The sequence below is a fragment of the Marinobacter pelagius genome (assembly GCF_003315345.1).
Classification (GTDB): Bacteria; Pseudomonadota; Gammaproteobacteria; order Pseudomonadales; family Oleiphilaceae; genus Marinobacter; species Marinobacter pelagius_A.
In genome coordinates this window covers 64,599-82,114 of sequence record NZ_QNRO01000005.1, presented here as the reverse complement: position 1 = coordinate 82,114, position 17,516 = coordinate 64,599, and the positions used below count along the sequence as shown (strand labels likewise).

Genomic DNA, 17,516 nt, shown 5'->3' with positions numbered 1-17,516 from the left:
GTTGTTCGCGCTATCGCAACCTCCTGCTGACCATGGTCAGCCCAATCATCGGGACAGGGAGTCCCGGAGAATGTTCTTGCGGATCTTGCCGGTGGCGGTCTTGGGCAGCTCGCCCAGCACCACCTTCCTCGGCGCCTTGAAGTGCGCCATGTTGTCCCGGCAAAAGGCAATAATGTCCTCGGCAGTCAGCTCGTCACCGTCATCAATGGGATTGACGAAGGCACAGGGCACCTCGCCCCACTTCTCGTCGGGCATGGCCACCACCGCCGCTTCGGACACTTTCGGGTGCCGGTAGAGCACTTCCTCCACCTCGAGGCTGGAGATGTTCTCGCCGCCGGAGATGATCACGTCCTTGGCCCGGTCCCGGATTTCAACGTAGCGGTCGGGGTGCATGACCGCCAGGTCGCCGGTATGGAACCAGCCATCCCGGAAGGCCTTGTCGGTGGCTTCCGGGTTCTTGAGATAGCCCTTCATCACGGTGTTGCCCCGGATACAGATCTCCCCCATGGTCCTGCCATCGGCCGGTACCGGCTCACCGCTGGCCATATCGAGGATGTCCACGTCGTCCAGGCCATGGGTGGGCACGCCCTGGCGGGACATTTTCACCGCCCTCTCTTCCAGGGGCAGCGCCTGCCATTCCGGCTGGGGCACGCACAGGGTGGACGGGCCGAAGGTTTCGGTCAGGCCGTAGAGGTGGGTGATCTCGAAACCGATTTCCTCCGCCTTGCGGATCACGGCGCTGGGGGGCGCGGCGCCACCGAGGGCGAAACGGGCGCGCCGTGAAAGGGTCAGGTTCTCATGACCGAGATCCTGCACCAGCATGTTCATCACAACCGGGGCGCCACACATGTGGGTCACGCCGTATTCCTCGATCCGCCGATAGATCTCCCGGGTATCGACCTCCCGCAGGCAGACATGGGTGCCGCCGACGGCGGTGATCGCCCAGGTGTAGGCCCAGCCGTTGCAGTGGAACATGGGCAGGGTCCACAGGTAGACGGTTTCGGCGGTCATATCGAAGGCCATGGCGTTCGACATGGCGGCCAGGTAGGCCCCCCGGTGATGATAGACCACGCCCTTGGGATTGCCGGTGGTGCCGGAGGTGTAGTTCAGGGTGATGGCATCCCATTCGTCGTCCGGCTGCGACCACGATGCCTCCGGGCCGCCCTCCGCAATCAGGGACTCATAGTCCAGTTCCGCCAGACCTTCGCTGGCGCCGGCCTTGCGCTCGATGGCCACCAGCAGTGGCCGCACCTCGAGCTCGGCAATCGCCGCCCGGACCTGGTTTTCCCACTGGGTGTCGTAGAACAGCACCCGCGCCTCACCGTGGGCCAGGATGAACGAGAGGGTGCCGGCGTCCAGACGGATGTTCATGGCGTTGAGCACCGCCCCGGCCATGGGTACCGAGTAGTGGGACTCGAGCATTTCATGGCTGTTGGGGCACAGGATCGCTACCGTGTCGCCGGTGGCAATACCCCGGGCGCGCAGGGCATCCGCCATCTGTCGGCAACGGCGATACAGGTCCCGGTAGGACAGGCTCATGTCATCGTCGATGACCGCCTGCTTGTCCGGGTAGACCCGCGCCGACCGCTGCAGCAGAGTCAGCGGGGTCAGGGCGGAATGATTGGCGGCGGTCTTGTTCAGGTTCTTGTACTTGTTCATATCGCACCGTGTTGGACTGTCCGGATTATTTCAGAAAGCCCGGGTTGTTGATTCGCAACCGGGCCTCCGTCATGCCCTTCAGAACCGATCTCAGTTCCGGATCATCGCCATCGAGCCGGCGGTCACGGAGGGCCCGGGCGAGGGTCTGCTCACCCTGTGAAGGGTCATCCGGTAACTGGTGTCCGGCCAGGAATTGCGACAGCGACCGGTCGGTGGCGTCAGGTTCACCCTGCGCCCGCTGCTCGATCTCCCGGATGGCCATGCCCATGGCGTTGGCAATCATCAGGGCCTGGTATTTCTGCTCCCCCGCCAGATCCGGTACCAGGGAATCCAGTAATACCTGGCGGGCCTCGGTCAGCAGGTCGCGGCTATCCGGCTCGTTGATCATTGCCCCTCCTCCAGTTCCGGAATCTGGTTCAGCAGGTCGTATTCCATCTGGGCCACCATGCGCCCGGTCAGGGCCAGCTCCAGGGAGCGCTGTTCTCCGGACATATGCCGGCGTGCCTGCTGCAATGCGATCATCGCCCACCGCACCAGTGCCACGACTTCCCAGTAACTGACCGCAGCCGGATCGATGTCGGCGCCACTCACTTCCCGGTAGCTGGCCAGAAGATCGTCTTTATCGCCAACGCCACCGACTTCCCGGTCATCACCACCGAAGCGCCAGCTGCGGCAGCACAGCCAGCCCAGGTCCTCGCAGGGATCGCTCCAGGCCGCGAACTCCCAGTCCAGCACAGCAGTCAGCTCGTCACCATCCACCATGTAGTTTCCGGTGCGGAAATCACAGTGGCACAGCACCGTGGGACCGGGTTCCGGCGCGTGGTCCTCGAGCCAGTTCAGGGCCCATTCCAGCACCGGATGCGGCTCCCCGATTTCCTCCAGGTAGCGGCGGTACAGCGCCACCCGGCTCAGGGCCGGATTGTTCCCTGCCGGCATGTCGAGAAAAGCCAGTGATGCCATCGGCGGCCGCACCGTGTGCAGCCGGGCCAGCTCGGCACCGAGCCGGCGCACGAGGTGCCGACGCTGATCGTCAGTGAGATCCCCTTTGACCAGTTTGCGCGGCGACGCGGACCCGGAGGCCCGGCTCATGACATAAAAGATACGGCCGCTGACTTCGGCGTCCTCACATAGCCAGAGCGGCTCCGGCGCGGTAACTCCGGCGCCGAATGCCGCCTGCAATACCCGGAATTCCTCCGGCCGGGACAGACTCTCCGCCACCCCCGAGGGGGCGTCCTGCCGGACCACGAATTCCTGCCGGCCCGGCCGGTCGCCGCCTTCCAGCTCCAGGGTTAACCCGAAGTTGTCCTGGATGGCGCCCCCGGAGAGCTTGCTGAACTCGATGACCCGCGCGCTTTCGGCACCACTCTGCCGGACAATAAAATTGCTGAAGGTGTCGGCCAAAGCAGACATCAGGGCTTCACTCCCCAGTGCCAGAAATCGGTGCGCTCCGACAGCAGCAGCTTGGAGAACACCATCTTGTGCACTTCCGACGCGCCATCCACCAGGCGGGCCTGGCGGGCATAGCGGTAGATCCACTCCAGCGGTGTATCCTTGGAATAACCCCGGGCACCACAGAGCTGGATCGCCGTATCGACGGCTTTATGCAGGGTATCCGCCACCGCAACCTTGGCCATGGACACTTCCTTGCGGGCAAAGTCGCCCTGGTCCAGCTTCCAGGCGGCGTGCATGGTCAGCAGCCGGCCGATCTGGATTTCCATGGCGGCCTCACCGAGCAGCCACTGGACACCTTCACGCTGGGCCAGGGTCTGGCCGAAGGATTCGCGCTTCTCGACATAGTCGGTGGCGATTTCCAGGGAACGGCGGGCCAGTCCCAGCCAGCGCATGCAGTGGGTCAGGCGGGCTGTGCCCAGGCGGATCTGGGTCACCTTGAGGCCGTCGCCCACTTCCATCAGCCGGTTCTCGTCGGGAATCTCCAGGCCGTCAAAACGGATCTCGCAATGGCCGCCGTGCTCCTCCGGCCCCATGATCGGAATACGCCGCACCACTTCCCAGCCCGGATCGTCCTTGTGGAACATGAAGGCGCTCAGCCCCTTGCGGGTATCGTCGGAGGTACGGGCAATCAGGATGAAATGGGACGCTTCCCCGGCCCCGGTGATGTAATGCTTGTGACCATGGATGACCCAGCGATCGCCCTTGCGGGTAGCGGTGGTCTGCATCATGCCGGGGTCCGAGCCGCAGCCGGGAGGTGGCTCGGTCATGGCGAAGGACGACCGGACCCGGCCCTCCACAATGGGCTTGAGCCAACGCTCCTGCTGGGCCTCGGTGGCCACCTTGGCCAACACGATCATGTTGCCGTCATCGGGTGCGGCGGAGTTGAACACCACTGGCCCGAAGATGGACCGGTTCATTTCCTCGTAGCAGGCCGCCATGCCGGAGATATCCAGCCCCTGGCCACCGAGATGCTCGGGAATCTGCAGGCACCACAGGCCCTGCTGTTTGGCCTTGGCGCGCATCTGCTCCAGATATTCCGGCGCAATGTTCTCATGCTCGTCATAGGCGTCCGGATTCTGCTCCAGCGGCAAAAGCTCCTGTTCCACAAAGTCCCGGATGCGTTTCCGGTACGATTCATTCCTGGGATCCAGATTGAAGTCCACAGCCTGCTCCTTACAGCGAGGATTGAAGATGGCCGCCATCCACCACGAGGGTGCTGCCGGTCATGTAGTCGGAAAGGTCCGAGGCCAGCAGCAGCAATGGCCCGCTCAGATCCCCGGCCTGGCCGAGGCGGCGCTGGGGGATACGGCGAATCATTTTCTGGCCGGGCTCGGTCGCGAAGAAAACACGGTTCAGATCGGTCTCGATGTAGCCGGGAGCCAGGGCATTGACGCGAATACCATAACGGGCCCATTCCAGCGCCAGTGCCCGGGTCAGCTGCTCGACACCGGCCTTGGCCGCCGCGTAGGGCGCCACGTTGCCGGCCACCCGATGGCCCAGGATGGAAGAAATCATGATGATGCTGCCGCCCCGGTTGATGGCGGACAGACGACGGGCGGCCTCATTGGCCACCAGCCAGCAACCCTTCAGATTGGTGTCGACCACCTGGTCCCAGTCGGAGCCAGTCAGGTCCAGCGCCTTTTTGCTGGTGGCGACACCGGCATTGGAAACCACCACATCCGGAATGCCGACGTCATCGGCCATGGTGTCGAAGGCTTCGGTGACACTTGCCTCGTCGGTGACATCCATGGTGACCACATGGATCCGGCCAGCATGTTCGGGAAAATCGCTCTTCAGAGACTCCAGCGCCTCGCGGCGGCGGCCACTGACGATGACCGTGGCGCCGGCTTCGAGCAGGCATTGGGTAAAGCTGTGGCCCAGACCGCCAGCGGCGCCGGTGACCAGTGCGGTCTTGCCGCCAACGTGCAGGGACCAGTCTGTATTGCCAGGGTTCGTGTTATTGGAATTGTTCATATCTCGACCTCCGGAACCCAAAAATAGAACGAGCGCTCGAAATATTCAAGCCCCAATTTCGGGAAGGCGGCGCGCGGACACGATGAGCCCTCAAAAAAGATCCATCCCGGAAATGACAATCGGGACATCGTTCAGAAAGTTCCCGTAACAAGAACTATTTTTAAGACGTTTTCGAAATAGTTTCCCTCCCCAAAATAGATAAACAGAATTTACAAAATCACCATCGTCAAATTTTTGTCGCCCATTCCTGCCTGTGAAAACGACAGATCCGCCTGGTGCTCCCACGGGGAATCAAGCACTTGACGCACACCTGTCAATCCCGGATTCACACCAGATCCCATACATGTAAATCAAGCCGACAAGTCAAAATTATCATTGCGTAACAGGCATTTAATTATTTGTTTCGGTACGTTTTAAAACTGTTTCAGGGCCGCCGGAGGAAATTTTTCCAGAGCCCGAAACAGCAAAAGGACTGCAGGAAAACCGGTCGTGTTCGCACTGATTCACAGCGCGGTGATGGACCATTTTTTTGCAGACACGAAGCAAGGACAGAACGGCTTTGGCAGACAACCTCAGAAACACCATTTTTTTGACGTTTTTCGGAGAGCAACATCGAAACCGGTAACACCGGCACATCTTTCCGGAACAACAAGGGAGCGGAAACCATGCGTGTAAGCATATTTGGTCTGGGTTATGTGGGTGCCGTTTGTGCGGCGAGTCTGGCCCGTCGCGGTCATGAGGTGGTCGGGGTGGACGTTTCCCCGGTCAAGATCGAACTGGTGAACAGCGGCAAATCGCCGATCGTTGAGCCGGGCCTTGAAGAGTTGCTGGGTGACGGCGTTCGCGCCCACCGCATCAAAGGGACCACCGAGGGAATGACCGCTGTACTGGAAAGCGAGATGTCCATGATCTGTGTCGGCACACCGAGCAAGCCCAATGGCGACCTGGATCTGACCTTTGTTGAGAAGGTTTCCCGGGACATCGGCATGGCGTTGCGCGAGAAGGACAGCTGGCACCTGGTGGTGGTTCGCAGCACCGTGCTGCCAGGCACCGTGCGGGACGTGGTCATCCCGATCCTGCAGGAGGCCTCGGGCAAGATCGCCGGACAGGATTTCGGTGTTTGCGTGAACCCGGAATTCCTCCGGGAAAGCACGGCTATCAAGGACTACGACCATCCGCCCATGACCGTGATCGGGCAGCTGGATAACCGCTCCGGTGAACTGCTTGCGGAACTCTATGGCGATCTGGATGCGCCGCTGATCCGCAAGCCCATCGAGGTGGCGGAAATGATCAAGTACACCTGCAACGTCTGGCACGCCACCAAGGTCAGCTTTGCCAACGAGATCGGCAACATCGCCAAGTCCATGGGTGTGGACGGCCGGGACGTCATGGACGTGATGTGCCTCGACAACAAGCTGAACATCTCCCGCTATTACATGCGCCCCGGCTTCGCCTTCGGCGGCTCCTGTCTGCCCAAGGATGTCCGCGCCCTGACCTACCGGGCCAACCAGATGGACGTCAAACATCCCCTGCTCAGCTCCATCATGAGCAGCAACAACGAGCAGGTGGCCAAGGCCTTCAACATCGTGACCGGTTACGGCCGCCGCAAGATCAGCATGCTGGGCCTGAGCTTCAAGGCCAACACCGACGACCTCAGGGAAAGCCCCCTGGTGGAGCTGGCCGAGCTGCTTATCGGCAAGGGCTATGACCTCCGGATCTTCGACCGCAACGTGGATTATGCCCGCACCCACGGCGCCAACCGGGAATACATCAACCAGAAGATTCCCCATCTCTCCAACCTGATGGACAGCGATCTGCGCGGCGTGGTCGAGCATGGGGATGTACTGGTGGTCGGCAACAACGACGAATTGTTTGAAACCGTCATCGCGGAAGTGCCCGAAGGCAAACGGGTCGTGGACCTGGTGGGTTTCATGAAAACCACCACCAACGGTGTGCTCGAAGGCATCTGTTGGTAACGCCCGCGCCCCGGCACCCCAGTGCGCCGGGGCTCCTTGCAAGCAGACCTTATTGATGAACCCTGGAGAACCTCGGCCATGTCGATGATTCCGGACAACCCTTTTTCCCGTGCCGGTGGCTGGTGCCTGTACCTGGCGGCCTTGGGATCGCTAGCGGTCGCCCTGCCCAGGGAGTTCATTGTCCCGGGCGGCGCCCACTTCATCCTGCTGATCGGCGGCATCGGACTCTGGCGTTACTCCGTGGGCATCACCCATTTTGTCCGGGGCATGTACTTCCTGCATCACGCCTACCCGATCCTGCGTCGCAAGGCCCGGAAACTGGGGGATGAGGGAGCGCCGTCCCATGTCTTCCTGATGGTGACCAGCTTCCGGATCGACGCCGCCACCACCGCACAGGTTTACGAATCCATCATCCGCGAAGCCATCGACTGTGGCTGGCCGACCACCGTGGTTGCCTCCATCGTGGAACTGTCCGATGAAATGCTGATGCGCTCGCTCTGGCGTAAGCTCAACCCACCGGAGCGGGTCCAGCTGAACCTGGTCCGCATTCCCGGCACCGGTAAACGCGACGGCCTCGCTTATGGCTTCCGGGCCATTTCCCGCGCCATTCCCGATGACAACGCCATCGTTGCGGTGGTCGACGGCGACACCGTCCTGGACTCGGGTGTCGTGCGCAAGACCGCCCCCTTTTTCAAGCTGATGCCGCGGGTGGGTGCACTGACCACCAACGAATTCTGCGAAGTCAAGGGCAGCTACATGATGTCCGAGTGGCACAAGCTGCGCTTTGCTCAACGGCACATCAACATGTGCTCCATGGGGCTTGCCCGGCGCGTCCTTACGCTGACCGGCCGGATGTCGGTCTTCCGCGCCAGCGTGGTGACCCGTCCGGAGTTCATCTCCGACGTGGAGTACGACTCCCTCAAACACTGGCGGCTGGGCCAGTTCCGGTTCCTGACCGGCGACGACAAGTCCAGCTGGTACAGCATGATGCGCCTTGGCTACGACACCTTCTACGTGCCCGATGCGTCCATCCACACCGTCGAGCATCCACCTGATCCGAGTTTCATCCGCTCGGCCAGGCAGCTCATGTTCCGGTGGTACGGCAACAACCTGCGCCAGAACAGCCGGGCCACCAAGCTGGGGCCGGGCCGCCTGGGGTGGTTCACCTGGTACGTGCTCTGGGATCAGAGGATCTCCATGTGGACCAGCATCCTGGGACTGACCGCCGCGATCGTGGCAGCGATCAAATACTCCGGCGTGATCCTGATCGCCTACCTGCTCTGGATCGGCCTTACCCGCCTGGTGCTGAGCGCCATGCTGGTGGCCACGGGGCACCCGGTGGGGCCGGCCTACCCGCTGATCCTGTACTTCAACCAGATCTTCGGGTCGCTGATGAAGATCTATGTGTTCTTCCGGCTCGACCGGCAGTCCTGGACACGCCAGAAGACCAGTTACAGCACGGATTCGGCCTCGTTCCAGCAGCGCATGAACCGCTGGTCATCCCGGATCATGACGTTCTCTGCCTCGAGCGTCTTCCTGGCAACCGTCATGTTCATCGTGTGACGCCAACCGCGCCACGGGGAATCAAGCATTAACAAAACAGCCAACATTCAAGGGTCAAAGTAATGAACACGGCAGCGATAGCACCGCAGTTTGTACACGAATCCGAAGCACAGAGGCAGTTCGCCCGGGTCCGCATGCCGGCGACACTCTTCGTGAAACTCGACGGCGCCCCCGTGCGCTTTCCACTGGAAGATCTGTCTGCCGGTGGTTTCTGCATCCGCCTGGGCAATGAGTCCCTGCGCCGCGGGAAGGTCTACAACGGCCGGCTGGTGTTCAAGGTGGACGGCATGGACATGGCGGTGGAAGTGGAATTCGTGCCCAGGAACCTCGGGCACGACAGTGACCGCTGTGGCTGTGAATTCCAGAACCTGGGCCAGCGCGAGGTTTCCGTCCTGCGTTACCTGATCACCTCGTTCCTCAGTGGTGAGATCGTGTCTGCCGGAGATGTCCTCAACACCCTGTCCCGGGAGAACTTCACCAAGGCGCGCAAGAGCAAGTCCAGTCAGGCCCTCGGGTTCTTCGCCAGCGCCCGGGCGATGGTCGTGAGCCTGGTGGTGATGGGGATTGGCCTGATCGCCGTTACCTTCATCGGATACCAGCTCTGGCAGATCTACTTCGTCACCAAGGCGGAGACCGCCATGGTGGCCTCCGAGGACATCCCGGTCAGCCTGCCCAAGGACGGCAAGGTCACCACCCTGGTCCAACCCGGTGATCAGGTCGAAGCAGGCCAGCCCATTGCCACGTTCGACGCGCCCATGCTGGCTTACGTCAACGAACTGGTGGGTAACGGCAATTACACCGTCGAGCAGATCGAGGAACTCCTGGGCCAGAGCGTCCGGGGCACCCTGACCAGTCCGTGTGACTGCAAGGTGCTGAACCTGCTGCCCGCCAAAGACCAGTACATGAGCAAGGGTGAACAGATCGCGGTGCTGGTCCCGACCGACGCCTCTGCCCACATCATCGCCCGGTTCAATTTCACCGAAGGTGAAAATCTGCAGGAGGGCCAGAGCGTCACCCTGCACCTGGCCGGTGGCGAGACCCGCGGGGGCTCCATCGAATCACTCTATGTCGACGCCGAGACCCCCAACCAGCCGGGCACCGCGATCAACGCCCTGATCCAGGCCGAGCAACCCATGCCGCTTGAATCGGTGGGCCGCCCCATCGGCGTGACCGTTGATGTCATCCAGCTGTCTGCCCTGGACGGCATCGTCGACCGGGTATCCGGCAACTGATTGGAGCCCAGGCCATGATCCACAAGGCATCCACAGCCATGCTCCTGCTGATGGGAATCGCCGGTTGCAGCGGCCTCCCGGACATGCAACGCGCCGAGCAGGAGGCCGCCGCCGGTAACCTCGGCGCGGCCCGGGCGGAGCTGACCAAACTCGCAAAGTTCGGGCTTGCCGACGCCCAGGTGGAGCTCGGCGACCTGTACTCCGACGAGGACTCCGAAGCGGCCTTTGGCAAGGCACTGCACTGGTACCAGGCTGCGGCCGAGCAAGGCAGCGACCGGGCCCTGAGCCGGATGGGCAAGCTGTATGCCCGCGAGGGCAAAAGCGTCAGCCAGCGAGCCAAAGGCGAGTTCTACCTGAAAAAAGCCATGGCGGCAGGCGATGACAGCGCGCTGATGCCGCTGATCGAGCTCTACCTGGATCATCCGCAGGAGTTCCCCAAGGCCGACCCGATGCAGTGGATCCAGCGGGCACGGCAGAAAGGCGACCCCTCCGGTGATCTTGCCTTGGCGCGCTATTACATCCTGAACGGTCAGCTGCAAGCCCGGGCCGGTGAAATCGTTTCCCTGTGCGAGCCGATCGCCGTATCCCATCCGGATTGCCTGGTGATCCTCGCCCGGGTCTACCTGGCGGACGGACACACCGACCGCTTCAACGCACTGGTGGCCAGGGCCCGTAAGGCCTGGAAACAGGGCAAGATCGACGACCGTGACCTGTACCTGTTTGCCCGCTGGCTATCGGACGAGGAATCACCAGCGAAGCAAGTCGCCGTCACAAACGAGCTTTACCAACTGCTTATTCCCGACTATGTGCCGGCCATCACCGGCCGGGCGCGCCTGATCATGGACAACACCTATCTGGCGGACGCGGAGGAAGTCATCCGGCTGCTGGAAACGTCCCGCAGCCAGGGGGACCTGAAGGCCTCCCTCACCCTGGCCCGGCTGTATGAGCGGGGACGCATTGTCCCGATCGATGCCCGCAAGGCCATCGAGTATGCCCGCGAAGCCAGCAAGAAATATCCCTCGGCCGACTACCTGCTGGGGCGGATCTACAAGCGCGGCTACCTGGGCGAGCCGGAACCGCGCAAGGCCAGGGATCACCTGCTCAAGGCGGCCCGGCGCGGGTACCCCAAGGCAGATTACCTGCTTGCGGAGATGTACTGGGAAGGCAAGGGCATCGAGGTCAACAAGCTCTACGCCTGGTCCTTCGCCCTGCTTGCCACCGATGCCGGTTTGCCAAGAGCAAGAGAGCTCCTGGTAGAGATGGTGCCCCAGATGCCCAGGGCGCTGGAGCAGGCGGCTGAAACACTGGCGAACCGGGAGCTGGCAGCACGCCGCCAGGCGACCGGCGCTTCAGACCAAACAAACAGACAACGTCAGGGGGGCTAACCCACATGGCAACGAACGGAACCACCGGAATGGCCGGACTGATGATGGTACTCGGCTGCCTCGGAACAACTACCAGCTGGGCACAGGAAACCCGGGACAGCGAAACCGACGTGTCCTATCCGAGGCTTCTGGATTACAACACCCGGGCCAAGTTCAGCCTGATCAGCGAGGGTGACCGCAGGCTCGGCACCACCCCCGGCTCCAGCACCAAGTCGGACGAAGTGGCACTGGACCTCAAGCCCGAGTGGGTCTGGCAGCTGTCCGATCACTGGCGCTCGAAGCTCCGATTGCAGGCGTTCGGGGCCACCGGCCAGGTGGACGTCAGTGATGAAATCGGCGGTACCGAAACCGACGCCTTCTTTGCGCTCAGGGAATTCTGGTTCGACTACAACGGCCTGACCGACTACCCCGGGGAATCGATCCGCTTCGGTCGTGAGCGACTGAAAGAGGACACCGGCATGTGGTGGGACGATGACATCACCCTGACCCGCTGGATTTTCGACACCACGCTGCTGGACGCCACGGCGGGTATTGCCAACAAGATTTCCGAGGCACATACCGATGTCAGCGAACTGCCGGTCGAGGAACAGGACATTGCCCGGGCCTTTGGTCAGACCCGGTGGCAGTGGCACAAGGACCACTATCTCACCTTCCTTGTGACCCATGCCGAGCGCTACAGCAATGACCGCGACCTGGCAGCCGAGACCGACAATGGCTTGCCCGAGCGGGTGACCGACTCACTGACCTGGGCCAACGCCCGAGCAGATAACGCCTACTTCGACTGGCACTCCCACAGCCGACTCCAGTACCTGGCGTCGGTGGCGGCCGTGACCGGTGACCAGTCCCGTCTGTCGACCACCGAGACCGGATTACTGTCCCGGCAGGAGCAGGATGTCAGCGGCTGGGCAGCCGATATCGGCCTGCGGGCCCAGCTTGTGGACAGCCCACGCTGGACCGCAGGGGTCCATGGTGCCATCGCTTCCGGCGGCGACAGCGGAGACGAATCCGACGCCTTCCGCCAGACCGGTCTGGAGAGCAACCGGTCCCGGTACACCGGCACCCGCTCCCAGGTCGCCCGGTTCGGGGAGGCCTTCCAGCCCGAGTGGAGCAACCTGAAGACCGTCACGGCCTACACCGCCCTCACCAACCGGGACGACTGGGCAGCCAACCTCATCTACCACCGCTACTGGCTGGCAGACCAGGCCGGCTCCGTGACCTCGGACCTGATCGAGCCCGGATTCACCGGCACCAGCGATGACCTGGGCGAGTCCGTCGATCTGGTGCTGGGTTACTACGGTGATGACGGCGCTGCCTGGAACACCTTTGACGTGCGACTGCGCGGCGGCGTTTTCTTCCCGGGCGACGCCTATGGTCCGGACGCGGACGACGCCCGTCATCGTGTCGTGCTCGATGTCGCGAAGCGATTCTAGGGAACCGGCCATGAAACACCATCAACTGTTACGCCTGCTGCCTCTTTGTACCTGCGCCCTGCTGGTACCCGTGGCGGCTGCGGCGAATCTGGAAACCCGGCTGGAGCCATCGGAATCCGCGCCCCAGTACGAGCTGGAGGACTATCGGTTGCAGGTAGTACCAGGCGAGGAGGTGGCCACCGAGCTTCCGGAACTTCCGGACGTGTCGCAATACAACCGCGATGCGGTGGAGCAGCAGCTGGCCCAACGGCCAGAGGGTGCTCCCCGGGTATCCGTCCAGCGCATCGGCGACATCCCGGCCCTGGGGGACTTCGTCGATCAGGGCCGGGCCCGGGAATGGGTGATTCGCCAGTATTCCCACCCCAAGGCGATCCTGGTGGATGCCGGCCGGGCAACGCTCGATGACGTGTACGAGCAGGTCGGCAATCCCCGTTACATGGAGCGCAACGACGACGGCTCCTACACCATACGTCTGCCGCTGGTGGTGCAGCCGGAAGCGACCCTGGTGATCCGCGACCAGACCCTGCGCCTGTCCGAGGAACGGGGCGCGTTCATGGCCAATGACGGTTGGCTGTTCGTGATCGACAGCACCGTCACCGGTTGGCGGGAAAAGGCCAAAGGCCCGGCCACCTTCGTCAGGAAGTCCAACTTCCGACCATTTTTCGTTGGCTGGGGCGGCAGCGAGACCTTTGTGCTCGGCTCAACCTTCAAGCACCTCGGATACAACCAGAGCAAATCCTACGGCTTCACCGTGGCCCAATACTCGGAATACGACAACAAACGTCTGCAACGGTCGGCGCCGGAAGCCTGGCTGGTCGAGTCCACCTTCTCCGACATCTATTACGGCTTTTACTGCTACGAAGCCGAGAACGTGGCCATCGTGAACAATGTCTACCACGACAATATCGTTTACGGCATCGACCCGCACGACTACTCCAGCCATCTGCTGATCGCCGGCAACGAGGTCTACGGGACCAGGGAGAAGCACGGCATCATCATCTCCCGGGAGGTGAACGACAGCTGGATCATCAACAACCACAGCTACGAGAACGGCCTGTCGGGCATCGTGCTGGACCGGCAAAGCCGCCGCAACGTGGTCGCGAACAACCTGGTCCATGATAACCAGGGCGACGGTATCGGCCTGTACGAGTCACCGGACAACCTGCTGTGGGAAAACCGGTTGATGAACAACCTGCGCAATGGCATCCGTGTGCGCAACAGCACCAATGTCCGGGTCTACAACAACGTCGCCGCCCTCAACGGTACTTACGGCGTGCTCGGTCAGGTCAAGGACCTGAGCGCCACCGACCGGAACTTCGAGGAAGACTACTACCACCAGGCGGTGTCGATGACCATCGTCGGCGGCAACCTGGCCGCCAACGCCAGCGGTCCCCTGGCCTCGGACAACCCGCAGTATCTCGAGCTCTATGACGTCAACATGCGCTTTCCGCGCTCGGACGTGGGCATCCACTTCGAAGGCCTGCTGGGCACCTATCAGACCGAAATTTTCGATGCTCTCCTGAACGGGCGCCACGCCGTGCGCCTGACACCGGAACCCGTTTCCAACAACGGTAACGCCGGAGGCTGACGATGGTTTTCTCTTCCAATATCTTTCTGTTCCTGTTCCTGCCCGCGTTCCTGGGGCTGTATTACCTGACGCCATTCCGGCACCGGTCCTGGGTCATTCTGCTGGGCAGCTATGCCTTCTACGCCTGGTGGCGGGTGGATTTCCTGCTGCTGTTCGTCGCGGTCACGCTCTGGAACTACCTGATCGGCCTCGGAATCCATCACAGTGGCATTGGCACCGCAAAGGCCCGAAAGTGGGTCGCCGTGGGTATCGCCGGCGATCTGGCAACTCTCGGCTACTTCAAGTACGCCAACTTCGGCGTGGACAGCCTGAACGGCCTGTTCGTGTCCCTGGGCTATCAGCCGCTGGAACTGGCCCACATCATCCTGCCCATCGGCATCTCCTTCTACATCTTCCAGGCCATTTCCTACGTGGTGGATGTCTACCGGGGCGACACCGAGCCGACCCGGCGCTTTGTCGACTTCGCTGCGTTCATCGCCCTGTTCCCGCAACTGATTGCCGGTCCGGTCCTGCGCTACAAGGACCTGGCGGACCAGTTCGCCTACCGCACCCATACCCTGGAAAAGTTCGGCGAAGGTGCCATCCGTTTCATGCAGGGTTTCATCAAGAAGGTGTTCATCGCCGACTCAATCGCACCGCTGGCGGACAGCGCCTTTGCCCTGTCCGATCCGAGCACGGCGGACGCCTGGCTCGGCATCCTGGCCTACACCGCACAGCTGTACTTCGACTTTTCCGGCTACTCGGACATGGCCATCGGACTGGGGCTGATGATGGGTTTCCGCTTTATCGAGAACTTCAACCAGCCCTACATCAGCCAGAGCATCACCGAGTTCTGGCGGCGCTGGCACATCAGCCTGTCCAGCTGGCTGCGCGATTACCTGTACATCCCGCTCGGCGGCAACCGGGGTGGTGTGTTCAGCACCTATCGCAACCTGTTGCTGACCATGCTGCTCGGTGGTCTCTGGCACGGCGCCAACTGGACATTCCTCCTCTGGGGCGCCTGGCACGGCGGGTTGTTGGCGATCGAGCGGGCCCTGGGTGTGTCGGGTGCACCCCGCAGCTTCCGGGTCAGCCGCTGGCTCATGACTTTCCTGTTCGTGATGGTCGGCTGGGTAACCTTCCGGGCCTCGACTATCGGATCGGCCTTCGAGTTCTACAGCGCCATGTTCAGTTTCTCCGGCTTTGAGCTGAGCGGCGCCTACCTGAAGGACATTCGCGGCCTCAACGTGGCGATCCTGGTACTGGCCTACCTGATCGTTGTGGTCATGGGTATGAAGGACCGTTTCTCCTGGAGCCTCGACGGGGTCCGTGCCACGCCGTTGCGGGTGGTGCTGCCAACGCTGCTGTTGCCCGTGTTCCTGATGGCGGTGCTCAAGCTCTCCGCGGAAAGCTTCTCGCCGTTCCTCTACTTCCAGTTCTGAGGTGATGCCATGACCAGGACTTCGAAAAAACTGACCGCCGGACTCTTCATCGTCACTGTCCTGACCCTGGGCGGGCTGTCCCTGCGCTCGCTAGCCAACTACGGGGCTGCCGAAAAGCTCGACCCCATCAACGGCGAGCTGGCACGGGATCTGGAAAGCCACTACGACGACCAGTTCCCGGTTCGAGACCTCGGGACGAATATCTGGGCGGCGATCAATTACCTGGTGTTCGACGAGGGACGTCCCGGCGTGACCATCGGGCGTGATAACTGGCTGTTCACCGATGAGGAACTGTTCCCGGCCACCGACAATCCCGAACTGATCGACACCAATCTCGAGCGTGTGGCTGAAGTCAGCAACTTCCTGCGCGCCCGAGATATCCCGCTGGTCGTTCTGGTCGTCCCCAGCAAAGCCCGCGTCTATACCGAAAAACTCGGCGATACCCGCCCTGCCCCCGAGATGCAGGCCTTGTATCCCCGGTTCCTGGAGCGCCTGAAGTCGGAAGGTGTCGACGCGCCAGATCTGCTGGGCGAACTGGAGCGGGCGCAGGTGGAGGGAACACAGGTCTTCCTCCGGACCGACACCCACTGGTCGCCTGCAGGCGCCGAAGTCTTCGCGCGCCATGCTTCGGGCTTCATCCGCCATAGCCTGGACAAGCAGTCATGGGGAGAGCAGACGTTTGTGACCACGCTGGGCGAACCGATTCGTCATGAGGGCGATCTGCTCAACTACCTGCCCCTGGACCCGCTGTTCGAGCACCTGGCTCCCCGCCCGGACCGTTTCAACAAGCGCGAAACAGTGAAGGCCAAAAGCGACGAGAGCGCCAGTGACCTGCTGTTTTCGGAACAGCAGACCGACCTTGTGCTGGTCGGCACCAGCTACAGCGCCAATCCCCTGTGGGACTTTCCGGGCGCCCTGCGCCGCTACCTGGGCAAGGATCTGATCAACCTGGCCGAGGAAGGACAAGGCCCGTTTGAACCCATGACGGAATACCTCCAGTCCGAGGAGTTCCGGACCAACCGGCCGAGCCTGGTGCTCTGGGAATTCCCGGAGCGATACCTGGCCCAGCCCATTGAATCCGAACAGGCACTCGCCTGGTTCGGGAACAACAGCCATCAACTGGCTGCTGCCACCAACCGCAACCCATCAATCTCTGAGGAGCACTGACATGCATCCAATCTTCAAAGCCCTGACTCTGCTACTGACATTTCTGCTCACTCCCCTGGCCGCCCAGGCGGGCGAGGACGCCCTGTATGCCGCTGAAGCGCCGGATGGCGCCGCGTTCATCCGGGTGGTCAACGCCGACATCAAGGGCACCGTGCCCGAAGCCTCCATTGGCGGCAAATCCCTCAAGGATATCGAGCCCTTGCAGGCCAGCCCCTACATCTACCTGCCCGAGGGCGGTTATCACCTGTCCGTCGCCGGCCGCTCGGCACCGGTAACCATGGAAAAGAACCGGTTCTACACCGCCGTGGTAATGGATTCCGGCGAGCTGATGATCCTTGAGGACAAAGCCTTCAACAATCCGCGCAAGGCGCTGATTTCTTTCTACAACCTGACGCCTGAGGCGCCCATTTCACTGAAGACCGCCGACGGCAAGGTCGACGTCATCAAGGGCCTGGATTCCATGGACGTGGCCAACCGCGAGATCAATGCGGTCAAGGTATCTCTGGGTGCCTTCGACGACGGCCAGGCACTGGCCACCACCCCGCCGGTCAACCTGCAGCGCGGCAAGGTGTTCAGTTTCTTCATCCTGGAGGTGGAAGGCTCACCGCGACTGATCGTGAGTGAGAACAAGGTGGACACCTCGATTTGAGCCGTGACAGGGCAAAGAAA

14 protein-coding genes are annotated in these 17,516 nt (G+C 62.0%); 9 read left to right on the top strand and 5 right to left on the bottom strand.

The features are described from left to right. Positions 1–45: 45 nt before the first annotated feature. The 5 genes from DET50_RS06430 to DET50_RS06410 all read right to left on the bottom strand — a co-directional run bounded on the left by DET50_RS06430 (position 46) and on the right by DET50_RS06410 (position 5,085). Positions 46–1,659 carry a long-chain-fatty-acid--CoA ligase gene (locus DET50_RS06430; RefSeq protein ID WP_113862052.1) on the bottom strand — a complete coding sequence of 538 codons (1,614 nt, stop codon included), beginning with the start codon at positions 1,657–1,659 and terminating at the stop codon, positions 46–48. Positions 1,660–1,684: 25 nt separating this feature from the next. After that, complete coding sequence (locus DET50_RS06425) at positions 1,685–2,047, bottom strand: DUF6285 domain-containing protein (RefSeq protein WP_091997706.1); 363 nt, start codon at positions 2,045–2,047, stop codon at positions 1,685–1,687. Further along, positions 2,044–3,069: a phosphotransferase family protein gene (locus DET50_RS06420; protein ID WP_113862051.1), complete on the bottom strand. Its 1,026-nt coding sequence runs from the start codon at positions 3,067–3,069 to the stop codon at positions 2,044–2,046. Before DET50_RS06420 ends, DET50_RS06425 begins: the two co-directional genes overlap by 4 nt. After that, entirely contained in the window at positions 3,069–4,217 is a 1,149-nt protein-coding gene (locus tag DET50_RS06415; protein WP_404932720.1) for an acyl-CoA dehydrogenase family protein, read from the bottom strand. Before DET50_RS06415 ends, DET50_RS06420 begins: the two co-directional genes overlap by 1 nt. Before the next feature lie 67 nt (positions 4,218–4,284). Then, positions 4,285–5,085, bottom strand: coding sequence for an SDR family NAD(P)-dependent oxidoreductase (locus DET50_RS06410; protein ID WP_113862049.1), 801 nt, complete (start codon positions 5,083–5,085; stop codon positions 4,285–4,287). 665 nt (positions 5,086–5,750) lie between these two features. Between DET50_RS06410 and DET50_RS06405 the strand changes: the two genes are divergently transcribed. The 9 genes from DET50_RS06405 (at position 5,751) to DET50_RS06365 (ending at position 17,496) form a co-directional block, all read left to right on the top strand. Beyond that, positions 5,751–7,061: a nucleotide sugar dehydrogenase gene (locus tag DET50_RS06405; protein WP_113862048.1), complete on the top strand. Its 1,311-nt coding sequence runs from the start codon at positions 5,751–5,753 to the stop codon at positions 7,059–7,061. An 84-nt stretch (positions 7,062–7,145) separates the two neighbouring features. Further along, positions 7,146–8,624: a glycosyltransferase family 2 protein gene (locus DET50_RS06400; RefSeq protein WP_258546071.1), complete on the top strand. Its 1,479-nt coding sequence runs from the start codon at positions 7,146–7,148 to the stop codon at positions 8,622–8,624. 62 nt (positions 8,625–8,686) lie between these two features. Further along, positions 8,687–9,856 (top strand): PilZ domain-containing protein, encoded by a 1,170-nt coding sequence (locus tag DET50_RS06395; RefSeq protein ID WP_113862046.1) that lies wholly within the window; start codon positions 8,687–8,689, stop codon positions 9,854–9,856. A gap of 14 nt (positions 9,857–9,870) precedes the next feature. Next, complete coding sequence (locus DET50_RS06390; protein ID WP_113862045.1) at positions 9,871–11,241, top strand: tetratricopeptide repeat protein; 1,371 nt, start codon at positions 9,871–9,873, stop codon at positions 11,239–11,241. Positions 11,242–11,246: 5 nt separating this feature from the next. Next, positions 11,247–12,671 carry an alginate export family protein gene (locus DET50_RS06385; RefSeq protein ID WP_113862044.1) on the top strand — a complete coding sequence of 475 codons (1,425 nt, stop codon included), beginning with the start codon at positions 11,247–11,249 and terminating at the stop codon, positions 12,669–12,671. A gap of 10 nt (positions 12,672–12,681) precedes the next feature. Continuing rightward, entirely contained in the window at positions 12,682–14,259 is a 1,578-nt protein-coding gene (locus DET50_RS06380) for a right-handed parallel beta-helix repeat-containing protein (protein ID WP_113862043.1), read from the top strand. Positions 14,260–14,261: 2 nt separating this feature from the next. Further along, the gene (locus DET50_RS06375; protein WP_113862042.1) at positions 14,262–15,680 is read left to right on the top strand and encodes an MBOAT family O-acyltransferase; all 1,419 of its coding nucleotides are present in this window, start codon (positions 14,262–14,264) and stop codon (positions 15,678–15,680) included. A gap of 9 nt (positions 15,681–15,689) precedes the next feature. Next, positions 15,690–16,847: an alginate O-acetyltransferase gene (locus DET50_RS06370; RefSeq protein WP_113862041.1), complete on the top strand. Its 1,158-nt coding sequence runs from the start codon at positions 15,690–15,692 to the stop codon at positions 16,845–16,847. Between the two features lies 1 nt (position 16,848). Continuing rightward, the gene (locus DET50_RS06365; protein WP_113862040.1) at positions 16,849–17,496 is read left to right on the top strand and encodes an alginate O-acetyltransferase AlgF; all 648 of its coding nucleotides are present in this window, start codon (positions 16,849–16,851) and stop codon (positions 17,494–17,496) included. Positions 17,497–17,516 lie beyond the last annotated feature (20 nt).